This is a genomic window from Streptococcus entericus DSM 14446 (assembly GCF_000380025.1).
In the GTDB taxonomy this organism is placed as follows: Bacteria; Bacillota; Bacilli; order Lactobacillales; family Streptococcaceae; genus Streptococcus; species Streptococcus entericus.
In genome coordinates, this window is sequence record NZ_KB904178.1 from 62,315 (window position 1) to 79,247 (window position 16,933).

Consider the following 16,933-nt stretch of genomic DNA (forward strand, 5'->3'; position numbering starts at 1 on the left):
CATGTCTCTCTTTCTATTTTGACAAAAATGTGTCCCCACGCGACAGACAACGGACTGGCCAGCAGGCACGTGAGAACACACTGTTCATGAAATTGGGTTACTCTTTAGATGATTAATTAGTTGCTGTTCTTTTCACTTTTTGCACGTTCTTCGTAGCGTGCTTTGGCTTCTTTAGTTGTTTCTGTTTTGGCTTCTGCAGCTTTTAATTCTGCATCAGCTGCCTTGGTCACTTTAACATAGTTGACCCAGTAGTAAGAAGCAACATCTTCGCCCTTCATCAATTTCACAGCTACATCTGCTGCTGTATGAGATTGGTTGTAATGGTCGTTAAGCACTGTACCAGTCAACTCACCTTTTTCAAGGAGCTCCATAGCATCTGGAATAGCATCAACACCGACCACCAGAATATCCTTACCAACAGTCCGTCCTGCAGCCTTAATCGCTGTTACCGCACCGACAGCCATGCCATCGTTGTTAGCAAAAACAACTTCAAGTTTATCACCAAATTGCTCAAGAGCAGTTGCGGTCACTTCTTGACCTTTTGCAGTATCCCAGTTTGCCAAGTATGGCTCCGCTAGAGCTTCACGCTTAATGCCTGCATCGTCAAGGGCTTTGACAGAGTAAGCTGTCCGCTGTTGAGCATCAACGTTTGCTGGGTCTCCAAAGAGTGTAATGTAGTTAACCTTACCGTCACCGTTGATATCACCCTTACTGTCTGTGGCAGCAATGATTTCACCTTGATAAGTTCCTGACTGGGTCGCATCCGCACCAACATAAGTTGTTTTGCCTTCCCAAATTTCAAGTTCCTCTACCTCTGGTTCACGGTTGATGAGAACAACTGGAATCTCAGCAGACTTAGCTTGATTGATGATGCTACCAGCGGCAGTTGGGTCAACAAGGTTAGCTAAAATTACATCTTTACCTTGAGCGATAAAGTTATTGATTTGCTCAGTTTGGGTAGCCTGGTCCTGCTTACCATCTTGGATATCTAAGACATACTTGTCACCGGTTTCTTCGCTAAGCTTGTTGAAATAAGTTTCCAACTCCTCGCGATAAAGGGTCATAAAGTTGTCGTCAAATTTATAGATAGCAACACCGACCTGATAGGTTTTACCTGAACCACCACCAGAAGCATCTGAACCACCGCCATTACCACAAGCAGCTAAGGCAAGAACTGAGGCTGAGAGAGCTAAAAACTTCAAACTTTTTTTCATTTATTAAACATTCCTTTCTAAATGTTAAGAGTAACCAATTTTTTGAAATAGCTGTAAGCGATTTCGTTTACTCTTATATAGTAAACTTTTACTAAATATTTGTCAAGAGTTTTTATTGTTTTTTTGAAAAAATTTTGCAGAGCTGATGTTAAGAGATTTTTTAGACAGCTTGATTTTTTATCGCATTCATGTTATATTACTAACATAAGAAAAGGAGGAATCAACATGATTTCATTAGAAAAAACTCGTCAAAGTCTAAAATCTTTGAACCTAGCCGTTATCATCATCAATATCATCTTTGCTGCGATTACTGTTTTACTCGTTGCGTTGGCGGCTTTTGGATTTAGCGCGATGAACAATCCAGAGTACCAAGCACAAATCCAGTCTCAGCTGACACCCGAACAATTAGCTGCTATCCAAAATTCGAATCCTGCCTTGGAACTTGCTGCAACAGGCTTGGTCGCTTTAGCTTATTTGGTTGTTTTTGTCCTTGCTTTCTTAAATCGTAAGAAAATCGATGCCAACCAGCCTAGTTTGTTGCCTTACTATGTCGGTATCGGTGGTGTGATTTACAACTTCCTTACTTATGTCATTCAAGGTACTGCCCCAACTATTTTTGCGATTATTGTTCAGGGTGGGCTCTTAGCCTTGTACATTTTCAGTATCCAAAAAGCTAAACTGCTCTTGAATAACAGCACAAGTAATGCTGATATTAGCTAAGGTGTCACATTAAAATAACCATTTCCTAACTATTAAAACCCAGAAACACTTAGTGAATCGTGTCTCTGGGTTTTTTAGTTTTCTAAACTAGACGTTTTGATATCCTTTAACATATTCTACCAGCTGGCAGGTGAGGTCATGGCGCATAAAAGGGGTAATCAGGTAAATTCCCTTGAAACCTAGTTCCAGCGCCTTGTCAATCAGGGCCTTACTTTCTGCCAGTCCGATAGCTTCGCAGGCTTGTTTGTCCTCCTTGACGGCTTCTAGTCGCACCAGAAAGTCTTCTGAGAGGCTGATGCCTGGCACTTCGTTATGGAGAAAGAGGGCATTGTTATAAGTAACAATAGGCATAATCCCGATAAAGAAGGGCTGGTCATAAGGTGCTGTCAGCTCTGCCATTTCCTCCAAAATCGCCGAGCTGTAAATGGGCTGGGTGATGAAATAGTCGGCACCTGCCGCAATTTTTTTCTCAATCAGGCGATGGGAGCGCGATAAATGCTTGATATTGGGGTTGAAGGCTGCCGCGACCGTAAAATTGGTCGGCTTGCGCAAGCTAGCACCGCTGTGGCTCTGACCTTGGTTGAGCTGCTTAATCAGACTCAGCAGTTTGAAACTGGTAAAATCATAAACGCTGGTCGCCCCAGGAAAATCCCCCATTTTAGAGGGGTCACCAGTCACAGCTAGAACATTATCAATGCCCAGGACATCCATCCCCAGCAACCGCGACTGGAGACCGATCATGTTATGGTCACGGCAGGCCATGTGAAGGAGGAAGGGCGTGTCCACCTGCTCCTTGAGCAGAGCAGCCAAGCTGAGGTTGCAAACCCTCGTGCTGGCTAGGGAATTATCCGCTAGCGTGATAGCAGCTAGACCAGCCTGATCCAGAGCCTTGACACCAACGATAAACTTAGTCAAATCAAGGGTTTTGGGTGGGTCAATCTCCGCAATAACCGTCACGCCAGCCTTTACGTGATCAACCAAAGTCGGTCCGCTAGAGGTCGTCGGGAGCAAGTGCACCGTTTGCCGCTCCTCCTTGACGATTTTTTTAGTAATTGGTGCCAGACCTTTCAAGGCCTTTTTAGCAGCTCGGATATGGTCTGGTGTTGTGCCACAGCAGCCACCGATTAGCCGCGCCCCTTCAGCGACAAAAAGACGGCTAATTTGCCCGAAATAGTCGGCATTCTGACGGAAACTGTACTGACTGCTCTCTCCCTCTTCTTGCAGGGCGAGGAGACTGGCATTGGGATACACAGACAGGTAGGACTGGGCAAAGAGGGGAAGCTGTTCCAGCGACTGCAACATGTGATAGGGGCCTAAATGGCAGTTAAGACCAACCACATCTGCTCCTAGATTGGTCAGTTGACTAAGCACCTCCACGACAGGCTTGCCATTAGCTGTCAGTCCCACCTCTTGTAGACTGACATTGGTCACCAAGGGCAGGTCGGTCAAGGGGCGTAGCGCTTTGACTACTGCTAAAAGCTCCTCCGTATCGTGATAGGTTTCCAGCAAGAGCCCGTCCAGCTGATTGGTTGCAAGTAAGGACTCGGCCTGCTCCAAGGTTTCCTCGACAATTGCCTCCAAACTCAATTCGCAGTGCCGAAGTCCCCGAGACGCACCAATGGTTCCCAAGACAAGGGTCGTCTCCCCAGCTGCCTGTCTGGCCAATCTGACAGCCGCTTGATTGATGGCGACCATCTGGTCTGCCAAACCATAGGCGGCCAATCGATATCGCTTGGCCCCGTAAGTATTGGTCTGGATGACATCTGCTCCTGCCTCGATATAGGCCCTGTGGATGGACAGGATTTTCTCAGGATGAGTCAGGTTGTAGGCTTCGTGACAGGTGTCCAAGCCATCCGCGTAGAGCAGGGTTCCCATGGCCCCGTCTGCCACCAAAACCTCTCTGTTTAAGCGTTCTAATAATCTTGTCATATCATCTATTTTCTATTTTTTTGACAAAAGGCAGAGCACCGCTGCCCTGCCCACTGTAAGGCGCCTATAGGCTCTCCCGCACCTCCTTGGTCGCAGCAACCAGAACCTTGAGCGCCGCAACGGTCTCCGCCTCACCACGGGTCTTAAGCCCGCAATCTGGGTTCACCCAGAATTGCTCCGTGTCCAACTGCTGGAGTGGCCGCTTGATGTTGGCCACTACTTCGTCTTGGGTCGGAACGCGAGGGGAGTGAATGTCATAAACCCCAAGCCCGATTCCCAGTGGGTAAACGGCGGTTTCAAAAGCCTCGATGATGTCCCCATGGCTACGGCTGGTCTCGATGGAAATGACATCCGCATCCAAGGCACGGATAGAGTCAATGATTTCCTCAAACTTGGAATAGCACATGTGGGTGTGGATTTGGGTGCTGTCTGCCACAGATGAGGTCGCAATTCGGAAAGCATTGACAGAGTCATCCAAGTAAGCCTTTTGCTTGCTCTTACGGAGCGGCAAACCTTCACGCAGGGCAGCCTCATCCACCTGAATGATGGCGATGCCTGCTTCTTCTAGGAGCTGAATTTCATCCTTGATGGCCAGTCCGATTTGGTTAAAGAGCTCAGCACGCGAAATGTCTGTCCGCTCAAAGGACCAGTTGGTGATGGTGATTGGGCCCGTCAGCATTCCCTTAACAGGGCGATCCGTCAGGCTTTGAGCATAAGCCGATTCCTTAACCGTCAGAGGTTGGATGTGTTTTACATCGCCGTAGATAATCGGTGGCTTAACCGCACGAGACCCGTAGGACTGCACCCAGCCCAGCTTGGTTGTGGTAAAGCCAGCCAGCTTCTGACCGAAGAACTCAACCATGTCCACCCGCTCAAACTCGCCGTGCACCAGCACATCAATATCCAAATCTTCCTGAATTCGAATCCAACGCTCGATTTCTGCCTTGATAAAATCCTCGTAAGCCTCGTTAGTGATGTCGCCACGTTTCCAGGCCAGACGGGTACGACGAACCTCTGCTGACTGAGGGAAGGAACCGATGGTTGTGGTTGGGAGAATCGGCAGACCCAGTCTCTCCTGCTGAATAGCCTTACGCTTGGCATGATCAGACGCCCGCTCGGTTCGGATATCGGCAATCTTTTCCAAGTCCAGATGGCGGAAGTCGGCCGCTTGCAAGGCCTCAAAATCAGCGATGTGCTGGTCGTAGGCAGGGTTGTCAATACCGTCCAGTTTCTCCGCTAAGAGCTTGATTTCTGTCAATTTTTCATCAGCGAAGGACAGACCGCCCAAGAGCACAGAGTCTAAATCCGTCTCCTGTTTGGTGGTCACTGGCACGTGGAGGAGGGAGCAAGACGGTTGGATAACCAGCTCCTTCACACGACCTTTCAGGTCAGATAGCAGAGCAGAGGTCTGAGCAACATCATCTGACCAAACGTTACGACCGTCCACCACTCCGGCAAAGACTTCCTTGTCTACCAAACGACCGTCGGCAATCAACGCCAGATTTTCCTCACGACCATGCACCAAGTCCAAACCGAAGGCAGCCACAGGAAGTTCCGCCAAGTCTGGACTAATCAAGGCTTCAAAGTAGGTCTGAAAGATGAGTTTAGCGGCTGGAACTTCCTGAGCAAAGTAAGTGTAAACCTCTTTTGCCAAGTCGAGGTAGTCAGCCGATTCGTCGGTCACAAAAATTGGTTCATCAACCTGGATATAGGTCGCACCAGCCTCAACCAGCTCTGTAAAGACCTGCTTGTAAAGTGGAAGCAAGCTGTCTACCGCTGCTTTGATATCTGCTATGCCATTTGACAGAGCCACATAGGTGATCGGACCCGTGATGACCGGCTTGGCCTTGTCACCAATCAACTCACGCGCTTCCAAGTAGAGGTCAAGGAGACGCGTGTTGGTCAGCTGCGGAGTTGTAGTCGGGGTCCACTCAGGCACGATGTAGTGGTAATTGGTATTGAACCACTTCTTAAGGGAAGAGGCCACATGATCCTTGTTGCCCCGCGCCACCGCAAAGTAAAGGTCGATGTCCAGCGGCAGGTCACGGAAACGTTCAGGAATGATGTTGAACTGCAAGGAAAGATCCAAAATGTGGTCATAGAGGGAGAAATCCCCAACGGGAATCAAATCCAGCCCTGCAGCTTCCTGCTTCTTGAGGAAGGTATAGCGGAGCTCCCTAGCCTGTGCAAAGAGGTCTTCTTGGCTAATGTTGCCAGCCCAGTAGCCCTCGATCAGCTTTTTCCACTCCCGATTCTCACCCAAACGTGGGTAACCCAAACTTGAAATTCTTGACATAATAATCTCCTTTGATAAGTTATTACTTCTTTATCATAAACTAAGTCTATTAAAAAAACAATTAGTATATTTTTATAATCAGCTATAGTTTTAAACTATAACAAAACCCTATCAAGACCATAATTTTATGAATCACGCCAATGTCTCCTCTCTATGATGATGCCTAAAAAGTGAGGTACAGACAAATTTTTCTACTCACCTTTCCATTAATTTTTACACCTTCCTAGTCTTATATCCCCCTCTTGATCCAAAATCTAACAGTAAATTGATGGCGCCATTTAACCACGTGTCTATTTCATCCAATTGCTAATTACCCTATCACCAAGATTTAGGAAAAGTAAAATAATCACATATTCATCCCTCAAAAATAAGTACAACCAGCCATTTTTTATGAGAAATCTCTAGACAGCCATTAACCGCATTAGGATTTGTAGTCAAAAATACGAATAAACACCATGACGAGTCTGCCATGGTGTTTTCATTATACTATTTAAAGCAATAAATCTCTCTTAATCTAACTCCGTCCCTTGACTGGCAATGACTTGTTTATACCAGTCAAAGGATTTTTTCTTGCTGCGTTTGAGAGTGCCTTTGCCCTCGTTATCACGGTCGACGTAGATGAAGCCGTAACGTTTTTTCATTTCGCCTGTGCTCGCTGACACCAGGTCAATACAACCCCAAGTGGTGTAGCCAAGAAGCTCAACACCGTCTTCGTTGATGGCAGCATTCATGGCCTTGATGTGCTCGCGCAGGTAGGCAATGCGGTAGTCATCCTCAACATAACCAGTCTCATCTGGTGTATCAACCGCACCTAGACCATTTTCAACGATAAACATAGGCTTTTGATACCTGTCCCAGATGGTGTTGAGGGTAATCCGTAAGCCTAACGGGTCAATCTGCCAACCCCACTCTGACTCATCCAGATAAGGGTTCTTGATGGAAGCAAAGATGTTTCCAGCTGTCTGTTCATTGACCGCAGGGTCAGCCGACGCCACACGGCTAGAATAGTAAGAGAAGGAAATAAAGTCAACCGTATGCTCCTTCAAGAGCTCAGCATCACCATCAGCCATCTCAATTACCACCCCCTCACGCTCCAGTTGTTTGAGCGCATAGGTTGGGTAGCTGCCACGCGCTTGAACATCGATGAAGAAATAGTTTTCTCTATCTTTCTGCATGGCTTCCCAGTAGTCTGCTGGGTGGCAGGTATGTGGGTAGTATTGGCCAGCTGCCAGCATACAACCCACCTTGTTTTCTGGGTCAATCTCGTGGGCAATCTTGGTCGCCAGGGCAGATGCCACCAACTCATGATGGGCCGCTTGATACTTGACTTGGGTCTCGTTTTCACCCTCTTCAAAGTAGAGCCCTGCTCCCATGAACGGGGCATGAAGAATCATGTTAATCTCGTTAAAGGTCAACCAGTATTTGACCAGTCCCTTAAAACGGGTAAAGATAGTCCGGCAGAGGCGTTCATAAAATTCAACCATCTTGCGGTTGCGCCAGCCACCATAAGCCTCAATCAGGTGCATCGGGCAATCGAAATGAGTGATGGTCACCAGCGGTTCGATGCCGTATTTACGGCATTCCTTGAAGAGGTCTTCATAGTAGGCCAGACCAGCTTCATTTGGCTCTCCTTCATCGCCTTTAGGAAAAATCCGTGTCCAGGCAATGGATAAGCGGTAGGTTTTGAAGCCCATCTCTGCAAAGAGAGCAATATCCTCCTTGTAGCGATGGTACATATCAATCCCTTCCTTAGCTGGGTAGAAATAGCCCTCTTCAAAATCAAACATTTTTTTCTTACCAGCGATGATAGGAAAACGATCCTTGCCAATCGGAACAACATCAACGTTAGCTAGACCGCGTCCGTCAACGTCGTAGGCCCCTTCGCACTGGTTGGCAGCTGTTGCACCGCCCCACAAAAAGTTAGCTGGAAATGGTTTTACGTTTGTCATGACTTACTCCTTTATGTCTCGAATAGCTTTGCTTACTGGGTTTATGATGCGTTTTAGATCAAGTTTGCCCTTGTCATAGGTGAACTCTAGGATAGCACAATTGGGGAGGCGCAAGTCCATCGGCCACTCCCAGTCAGAAGTCTGAATCAAACCCCACATGGCTGCCCCATGACTGACCATGAGCGTTGTCCCTGATCGGCTATTGTCCAAGGTCTCCGCAATGGTCCGCCGTACACGACGACCTACCTCACGAATATCCTCGCCACCAAAGGGCACAAGCAAGTCCTCAAAGGAAGTAGCACCCGTATGGTGCTTGGGTAAGAGCATCTCAGGCTGAGCTTCGAAAATACCAAAGTTCATCTCCTTGAGCCCCTTGAGCTGGGTGACCGGCAGGTCAGTCACAAGCTTGGCAGTGTCTGTCGCCCGCTCCTGGGTGGACGAGTAGGCAGCGTCAAAAGCGATACCTGCCTCATCAAAAAACTGTCTGGCCGCTTGCGCTTGAGCGATACCATTGTCAGTTAAGGGAGAATCACACCAGCCCTGCACTCGTTTTTGGGTGTTAAAGAGGGTCTCACCGTGTCGCATCAAGTAAAGTGTCTGAGTCATCTTCTCTCCTCCTCTTCAATCAACTTCAGATGGACAAAAGCCTTGTAAAGTCCGTCTCGTGTCACATCATCTGTCACATAATCCGCAGTAGCCTTCAAGCTGTCCCTCGCATTTCCCATGGCAACGCCAATATGACACGTTCCCAGCATGGTTTGATCATTTTCTGCATCGCCAAAGGCAATGGTATCATCTAAGATCACTCCCAGATGCATCAGCAATTCTCTAATGGCACCTGCTTTATGTGTGTCCGGTTGACCTAAATCTCCAAACTCCGTTGCCTTGCCAGTACCACTCCAAAAACCAACCTCCGCCTGGCGAAAGAGTGCTTTAGCTTCCTCGTAGTCGGCTAGACTGTTTAGGCGGAAACTGATTTTAGCCACATCATCTCGGTAGAGATCTGCGCCGTAAATCATGTCTGGAAAAATAGAGCGAATTTTCTCCATGGATTGGTTCAAGTCCGTATCATAAATGGTCGCTGCTTTTTCGACAAAATCTGGGCTGGCATAAAGACCGCTTGGAGATTCGAGGTAAAAGCCTAGATGTTTAGCTTGTAGCCAGTCTACCATTTCCCTTGTCTGATGATGTGTAAACACTTGGTTTTTTAATATCTGGCCTTGATAATCAATATACGCGCCATTACCACCGATAAAGCCATCAAGCCCCAAATCCCAGAGTTCTGGATAAATCTCTGCTTTACTACGACCTGAGCAAATGAAAACTTTATGCCCTGCTTGCCTAGCTCTGGCAATGGCGACCCGAGCAGACTCTGGTATCTTCATGTCATAGTCGACCAAAGTACCATCAATATCAAGAAAAATGTATTTACTCATCTGCTTCTCCTAGTTAGCGGCACTTAGTTATCATCTGATTTGTAGAGACTTTCGCCATTGGTAGCGATAACGTCCTTGTACCAATCAAATGATTTTTTCTTGTAGCGGTTGAGTGTGCCTGTGCCATCATCGTTGCGGTCAACGTAGATGAAACCATACCGTTTGCTGAGCTCAGCAGTTGACACAGACACCAAATCAATTGGTCCCCAAGTCGTGTAGCCGAGTAACTCAACACCATCTTGAAGTGCTTCGCCAACCTGAATCAAGTGTTCACGCAGGTAGTTGATGCGGTAATCATCTTCGACGGTCGGTCCAGAAGCACCGTCAACCAGCACATCTCTTGCGCCTAAACCATTTTCGACAATGAAAAGTGGCAACTGATAACGGTCGTAGAAATCATTGAGCACCAAACGAAGACCGACTGGGTCAATCTGCCAGCCCCACTCAGAAGCATCCAGATAAGGATTGGTGATACCACCCATGATATTGCCACGTCCTGTTGCATAATCCTCTGGGTTATGAGCCATAGCCACGCTCATGTAATAAGAGAAGGAAATAAAGTCAACCGTATGCTCTGCAAGTAGCTCTGCATCACCTTCAGCAAACTGAATGGCAATGTTATTTTCCTTGAAATACCGCTTGATGTAGTTAGGGTATTTTCCTCTGGCATGAATATCGCTGAACAGGTAGTTTTGATTGTTGAACTCACGCACTGCTAACTGGTCAAGCGGGTGAGAAGTCATCCCATAAGTTGGCATGGCAAGCACCATACAGCCAATCTTGAAGTCAGGGTTAATCTCATGACCGACCTTGGTCGCCAAGGCTGACGCCACCAGTTCATGGTGAACAGCCTGATAGAGGTCTTGCTTGCTCAATTCTTCCACAGGGGTCGCGATACCACCTGACATAAACGGCGCATGCAAGACAGAGTTGACCTCGTTAAAGGTCAACCAGTACTTGACCTTATCCTTATAGCGGGTAAAGACGGTACGGACATAACGCTCATAGAAACTGATTAAGTCCCGACTAGCCCAGCCATTGTACTGACGAGCGAGATGCAGCGGCGTTTCGTAGTGAGATAAGGTGACCAAAGGCTCAATACCATATTTTGCCAACTCATCAAAGACCTTATCATAAAAAGCAAGTCCAGCCTCGTTTGGTTCTAGCTCATCACCGTTAGGGAAAATCCGAGACCAAGCGATGGATAGGCGGAAAACCTTGAAGCCCATTTCAGCAAAAAGGGCAATATCTTCCTTATAGCGATTGTAGAAATCAATCCCTACCAGTTTGAGGTTGTCCTCAGTTGGCTGGTCTGTAATCAGTGGGTTTTTATCACCAGGTGTTGCAGGCACACCACCACGAGGGGTCACATCCTGCACAGACAAACCCTTGCCATCAACGTTGTAAGCTCCTTCAAATTGGTTAGCAGCGGTTGCTCCGCCCCAGAGAAAACCTTTTGGAAATGTGTAAGTCATTGAAAAACTCCTTTTTATATCTTTCAAAATAGGCACCTTTTCAAACAAGTACTGTCTGAAAAGGAGCCTGTGTCATTGTCAATTAGCGAACTGTTGTCATGAGGTAGTCGCCCGTATGAGCTTGGCGCTCCTGACTGGTCAAGACGTCAGTAAAGGCATCGGTGTTAGTGACGATGATCGGGGTCACAACTGGCAGACCTGCTGCACGAATGGTGTCCAGGTCAAATTCCAATAGTTTTTGACCAGCTTCAACGACATCACCAACTTCGACGAAGGACTTAAAGCCTTTACCAGCCAGGGACACAGTATCCATACCAATATGGATGAGAAGCTCAGCACCATTTTCAGTGGTCAAACCGATGGCGTGCTTGGTCGGAAAGACCAAGGTCACTTTAGCCTTAGCTGGGGCTACAACGACACCGTCAATGGGATCAATGGCAACACCTTTACCCATAGCTCCAGATGCAAAGACTTGGTCTGGCACTTCTGGCAATGGAACAATCGTCCCCATAAGAGGCGCTGCTAAGATTTCCTGTTTAATCTCTTTAAGCTCAGGAACTGGAGCTGTTTCAGGCTTTTTTGCTGGCGCATCACCTCCACCGTAGAGGTTAGGCACTGGCGCAAAGTACTGAATGATAAATGAAATGACAATCGCTGCTACTGTACCGATAATCATGGTGTACATACCTGACAGGTTACCATCTGGGCTCACATAAGATGGGTATTGGAAAACTCCAAGTGCACCTGAAGAGTAGGCAATAACATCAGAGAACATCACATATCCACCGATAAGACCTGATACGGCGCAAGAGATATAGAATGGAATCTTCATCGGCAGGGTCACACCGTAGATGGCAGGTTCTGTCACACCAAAGATTGAAGAAATCAAAGCTGGTGTTGCTACTGTTTTAACCTTCTGTTCTTTAGTTTTCAACATAATAGCCAATAGCACACCAGTCTGAGTAAAGTTAGGAAGGGAGGCTGCAACTAAGGCTTGTGAATAGCCAAGAGTAGCGACTTGCATCAGTGCAATCGGAACGATTGCCCAATGCAAACCAAACATCACAAGGATTTGCCAAGCTACACCAAGTATCACGCCATAAAGAACAGGGCTAAACTCCATAAGAGCACTGAATGTTCCATTGAGGAGATCTGAAGCAAAGTTAGCGATTGGACCAACCAGAAGGAAGGTTAGTGGAACAGAAAGAATAATGGTCACAAATGGCACAACAAAGAGCTTGACCACATCTGGTGTGATTTTTTTCATGAAACGTTCAATGTGAGATGCCACCCAAATTGCCAAGATTGCTGGCATAACGCTTGAGAGGTAACCACCTGCTGGCAAAGTAAATGGAATGCCAAAAACGTTGTCTAGACCTGCTTCTTTCAAAGCAGTCAAAGAGGTAACCAATGTTGGATACACCATAGCACCCGCAATTGCAAGACCTGTAAACTCACTTAGTCTAAATTTACGTGATGCTGGCAAAGCCACCAAAATAGGAAGAAATTGGAAGAAACCGTCGCCTGCGGCTGTCAAAATTAGAGCCAGGGCACTATTAGCAGGTGTCAAGCCTGCTGCTGCTAAAATAGCAACAATACCCTTGATAATACCTGCTGCCGCAAGAGCTCCCAGTAGAGGCTGGAAAATACCAGAAATTAAGTCAACAAAACGATCAAAGAGGTTACCTGATGCAGGAACATCATCACCTTCATCAGTATCCAGTGAACCGATGCCCTTAACGCCTTGTGCAATCACTGCCGCATAGACATCAGGAACATGGTTACCGATAACTACTTGGTATTGACCTCCTGCTTTAACGACAGTCACGACACCATCGCGAGCTTTGAGGTAGTCAGTGTCTGCCTTGCTCTCATCCTTGAGTTCAAAGCGCAGACGGGTAACGCAGTGACGAAGACTTTTAACATTGTCTTTACCGCCAACGTGAGCGACGATATCCTTCGCCAACTCAGTGTAATCTTTTTTAGCCATATCAGGCTCCTCCAAAAAATTTTTTTGAATTGCTTGGTCTTTAACAAGCAAAAAACCTAAACAAATACCAAACAAAATGGGGCTGACTAGGGTGTCAGTATTTTGTCTTGTATTCATTTAGGTTTTGCCTGCTTAACCAGTAACAATCCTGATGAGATTATGATACCACTTTCATTTTGATTTGGCAAGCGCTTTTATAATTTTTTTTTAGATTTTTTATTAACTGGTTATTTTCTCAAGCATAGACAAACCATCGACTAATCTGCCGATGGCTTATTCTTATTGGCTAACAACTCGCTGGATATGAATGGTTAGGTAGACTTCTTCGTCTTGACTCATGATAAAGTTGTGATGGCTATGAATGTATGCTTTAATTTTCTGGGTGCAAGCATAGGCTTGTGGGTAATTGACCTTGACTTGTTCGTAGAGAAAGGCATCATTGTTGCCCTGAACCAGTCCATTAACCACTCGCTGAGCAAAATAATTAACATGGGTGACAAAGCGATTGTAGGCAATAGAGTTATCATCTGTCATCGTATCTTGACCAAAATAAAGACGAACAATTTCTAAAATCCCCATGACAATCTGAGTGGTTTGATAATTTTTGTTCACCAATCCGCTATCTTTTTGGGCATTGACATAATGAAGTGCCAGAGATGCTGCTTCATCATCTCCCAGCTGTACACCTAGCTTTTCGGAGACGATAGCAATAGCCTCCTTCCCCAACTGATATTCGGTCGGGTAGAATTTCCTAATTTCCCAAACCAAAGGGTTCTGTAAACTAATACCCTGCTGAGTTCGCTCAATGGCATAGTGCAAGTGATCGGCTAAAGAAAGATAGGAGGTTAACTCAAACACCTGACCAAGTGCGACTTCCGCCAAGTGAATAATTTGTAAAATGACATCAATTTCATCAGCACTCAATGCCCCATAAATTTGATACCATTCATGAGCTGTCGCGGTATTTTCAGGAACAAAAGTTTTCTCAATCAAATCAGGATCTATGCTATCACCAACTTTTTTACCAAAGCCTAGTCCTCTTCCCATCAGAACAACTTCTTGACCATCTTGGTTGATGACTTGCACCACATTATTATTGTAAATCTTATCAATTTTCATCAATAATACTCCTACCCGATAAAAAATAACCTAAACAGCGAGAAAACACAGGGCAAGACCTGCTATCTCCTATCTGTTTAGGTTTTGCCTGCTATCCAGTAACAATCCTACCCCTCAAGTTTATCAGATTTGTCAAAAAATTGCAAGGGTTTTCGCTTTGCAAACTCAAAAAGTGAGCGAAAGTTCCGTCAGAATGACGACTTCACTCACTTCTGTTGTCTTACTTAGTAGCCTCAGCAATAGCTGCGAGGACAGCTTCTTTGTTCCTATCAATCATTGCTACGCGAGCAGCAATTTGCTTAATCCCCATGTTAATCAAGCGATTAAGTCCTGGGTCTTCTAATTTTGTTTCAAAGAAAGCTCGGTATTGCTCCAGTTCGTGGTCTGTCTTGAAATTATTGGCGGGAACTTTAATGAAATCCGTACGGTCATTACCCAAGGTTTCTGTCAGCCAATCCCAGTTAACACATGCCCAGTCCCAAGCCTGTTGGCGGCTGAACTCGTAAGCCGATAAGTAGGCATACCAGCGTCCCAAATCTTGTGGCTTGACAATCGTCTTATCCTTGAGTTGGCTTAAGAGGAACTGGAGCCCTTTGTCTGAACGATTCCATGCCAAAGCTGCCAGAATCTGGTAACGATAGCTACTATCAACGGTACCAACATATTCTCTAAGGTAGGTGGTGATAAGCTCGTCTGACGGTGCGGTTTTCATCTGTCCGATTAACACCGCCACGCGCATGTGAGCTGGTAAGTCTTCTAATTTTTCTTGATTGTCTTGGAAAATAGCTGACGCTTGCGCCAAAGCAGGGGCATAATCAGCAGAAACCAGACTGCTCAGTGTCCATTCCCGCAAGATGGCATCTTCATCTGGTTCGCCAGCGATAGCCTGCCAGCCAAGTCGCTCGTAGTGATGACGATAAACCTGACAACGCAGCGTATTAAACTGGTCATATTCTGGACTACCCTCGTCAATAAAGTCACTCAAGCCACCCAACAGCTCACGAATGCTTGACATCACTAGATAAGACGGCTCTTTTGCCAAAGGCAAGAGCAGAGGAACCAACTCGGCATAGGACAACTGGCCACTTTCAGCCAATAATCGACGTTCTTGCAGGATTTGACGTTTGTCAATCGGAGATAAATCAGGCAAGTCAGCTAACACAGCATCCAGTAATTCTCCCTCATAATTGGTTAAGTAATGGGCAGTGTTTTCTGTATTCAAGCGCAGCGCCCCCTGATTGCTAGCTTTCAGTTGACTGTAGTTAGAGATACGAATCTCTCTCTCAGACAGGGTATCTGGTAAGCCAGTCCAGTTGCTGTTAAGCGGAATCTGCCAGAGACGTTCCTTATCCTCATGATCACCGATGAAAAATTGCTCCTGACGAAGAATTAGGGTATCGTCTTCAACACGTGCTGTCACAAGCGGATAACCTGGTTGCTCTAACCAAGAGTCCATAAAGCCAGCGACATCTTTACCGGACTGTTCTGCCAAGCAATCCCAGAGGTTTTGACCGATCGTGTTTTGGTACTGGTGGGTCATAAAGTATTGGCGCAAGCCATTTCTAAAGGCCTCATCGCCCAACCAACGATGGAGCATGACCATCAGACGACTGCCCTTGGCGTAGACAATAGCGGGGTCAAAGAGGGTATCAATCTCGTCTGGGTGATGAACGTCCATATGCACAGACTGAACACCATCAGTCGCATCTCTTGTCAAGGCAGCAGGCACACCAGTTGCTTGGAAATCTTCTAAAATGTTCCAAGATGGCTCAATGGCATCTAGTGCCAGATATTCCATCATATTAGCAAAGCTCTCATTAAGCCACAAGTCATCCCACCAAGCCATGGTAACCAAATTACCGAACCATTGGTGGGCTACTTCATGAGCAATAACCAGAGCCAGGTTCTGACGAACTTTAACTGTTGCATTTTTATCAGCGAGCAGGTAAATTTCACGGTAGGTAATCAAGCCCCAGTTTTCCATGGCTCCTGCTGAAAAATCAGGCAACCCAACGTGGTAAGACAGCGGAATAGGGTACTTGACCCCAAAGTAATCCTCGTAAAATTCGATGACACGAGTGGCAATATCCAAGGCAAAATCCGTCTTGTCTAAACGATGCGCTCTAGTTGCAAAAACGCCGACGGTTGTTCCGTTTTTCGTTTTGGCTGTCTGACCATGCAAGTCACCGATAGCAAAGGCAAGCAAATAAGAGGACATGCGTGGCGTCGTGTCAAAGCGCCAAATCCCTGTCTCTTTACGGCGGTCAACGTCGATTTCGGGCATGTTTGACAAGACAATCTCGCCCTCTTCCTGATCGAAACGAATCGATAAATCAAATGTAGCCTTGGCCTCAGGTTCGTCAATGCTTGGAAAGGCTTGACGCGCAAAATGACTCTCAAACTGGGTTGAAATCACTTCTTTTTGCACCCCGTCTACAGTGTAATAAGACGGGTAAATACCTGTCATGTTATCCGTGATCTGTCCTGAATAGGTCAGAGTCAAGCTCACCTGACCTGTTTCTGGCAACTGGATATGCACTGCTTCCTTAGCGTGGTCATGCTCAAAAGCTAATGCTTGCCCTGAAGAGCTCACTGAAGTAATCGTCAAGTCTTTTTGGTGCAATGAGATTCTATCCGATTGCGCTTGACCAGACAAAACGAGTTGGCCTGTAAAGGTCTTGTCTTTTCTGTTGATGTCCAAGAATAGATCATAATGTTCTGGGACAAAAGTGTTAATGTAGCGTTCTACTGCGGTCATTTAGTTCTCCTTATCTTTTTTGATAACCATCTGTAAACCAGACAACA

Annotated in this window: 11 protein-coding genes; 1 reads left to right on the forward strand and 10 read right to left on the reverse strand. The window is 46.3% G+C overall.

Features of this window, described 5'->3' with window-relative positions; translation table 11 throughout:
* Positions 1-116: 116 nt before the first annotated feature.
* Complete coding sequence (locus A3GW_RS0107210; RefSeq protein ID WP_018368615.1) at positions 117-1,214, reverse strand: galactose ABC transporter substrate-binding protein; 1,098 nt, start codon at positions 1,212-1,214, stop codon at positions 117-119.
* A gap of 225 nt (positions 1,215-1,439) precedes the next feature.
* Here A3GW_RS0107210 and A3GW_RS0107215 point away from each other — a divergent pair, with 225 nt between their 5' ends.
* Positions 1,440-1,934 carry a hypothetical protein gene (locus A3GW_RS0107215; RefSeq protein WP_018368616.1) on the forward strand — a complete coding sequence of 165 codons (495 nt, stop codon included), beginning with the start codon at positions 1,440-1,442 and terminating at the stop codon, positions 1,932-1,934.
* An 87-nt stretch (positions 1,935-2,021) separates the two neighbouring features.
* Here the strand turns inward: A3GW_RS0107215 and A3GW_RS0107220 are convergent, their stop codons facing one another.
* From A3GW_RS0107220 to A3GW_RS0107260, 9 genes are all read right to left on the reverse strand, one after another.
* On the reverse strand, positions 2,022-3,863 hold the full coding sequence (locus A3GW_RS0107220; RefSeq protein WP_018368617.1) for a bifunctional homocysteine S-methyltransferase/methylenetetrahydrofolate reductase: 1,842 nt from the start codon (positions 3,861-3,863) through the stop codon (positions 2,022-2,024).
* A gap of 64 nt (positions 3,864-3,927) precedes the next feature.
* Positions 3,928-6,159: a 5-methyltetrahydropteroyltriglutamate--homocysteine S-methyltransferase gene (metE, locus tag A3GW_RS0107225; protein ID WP_018368618.1), complete on the reverse strand. Its 2,232-nt coding sequence runs from the start codon at positions 6,157-6,159 to the stop codon at positions 3,928-3,930.
* Between the two features lie 509 nt (positions 6,160-6,668).
* On the reverse strand, positions 6,669-8,108 hold the full coding sequence (locus tag A3GW_RS0107230) for a 6-phospho-beta-glucosidase (protein ID WP_018368619.1): 1,440 nt from the start codon (positions 8,106-8,108) through the stop codon (positions 6,669-6,671).
* A 3-nt stretch (positions 8,109-8,111) separates the two neighbouring features.
* Positions 8,112-8,714 (reverse strand): histidine phosphatase family protein, encoded by a 603-nt coding sequence (locus A3GW_RS0107235; protein ID WP_018368620.1) that lies wholly within the window; start codon positions 8,712-8,714, stop codon positions 8,112-8,114.
* On the reverse strand, positions 8,711-9,544 hold the full coding sequence (locus A3GW_RS0107240) for a Cof-type HAD-IIB family hydrolase (RefSeq protein WP_018368621.1): 834 nt from the start codon (positions 9,542-9,544) through the stop codon (positions 8,711-8,713). The genes A3GW_RS0107235 and A3GW_RS0107240 overlap by 4 nt, the downstream gene beginning before the upstream one ends.
* Before the next feature lie 23 nt (positions 9,545-9,567).
* Positions 9,568-11,019, reverse strand: coding sequence for a glycoside hydrolase family 1 protein (locus A3GW_RS0107245; RefSeq protein ID WP_018368622.1), 1,452 nt, complete (start codon positions 11,017-11,019; stop codon positions 9,568-9,570).
* Positions 11,020-11,101: 82 nt separating this feature from the next.
* On the reverse strand, positions 11,102-13,009 hold the full coding sequence (locus tag A3GW_RS0107250; protein ID WP_026216642.1) for a beta-glucoside-specific PTS transporter subunit IIABC: 1,908 nt from the start codon (positions 13,007-13,009) through the stop codon (positions 11,102-11,104).
* A gap of 279 nt (positions 13,010-13,288) precedes the next feature.
* The gene (gene licT, locus A3GW_RS0107255; RefSeq protein ID WP_018368624.1) at positions 13,289-14,128 is read right to left on the reverse strand and encodes a BglG family transcription antiterminator LicT; all 840 of its coding nucleotides are present in this window, start codon (positions 14,126-14,128) and stop codon (positions 13,289-13,291) included.
* Positions 14,129-14,348: 220 nt separating this feature from the next.
* Complete coding sequence (locus A3GW_RS0107260) at positions 14,349-16,886, reverse strand: M1 family metallopeptidase (RefSeq protein WP_018368625.1); 2,538 nt, start codon at positions 16,884-16,886, stop codon at positions 14,349-14,351.
* Between the last annotated feature and the right edge of the window lie 47 nt (positions 16,887-16,933).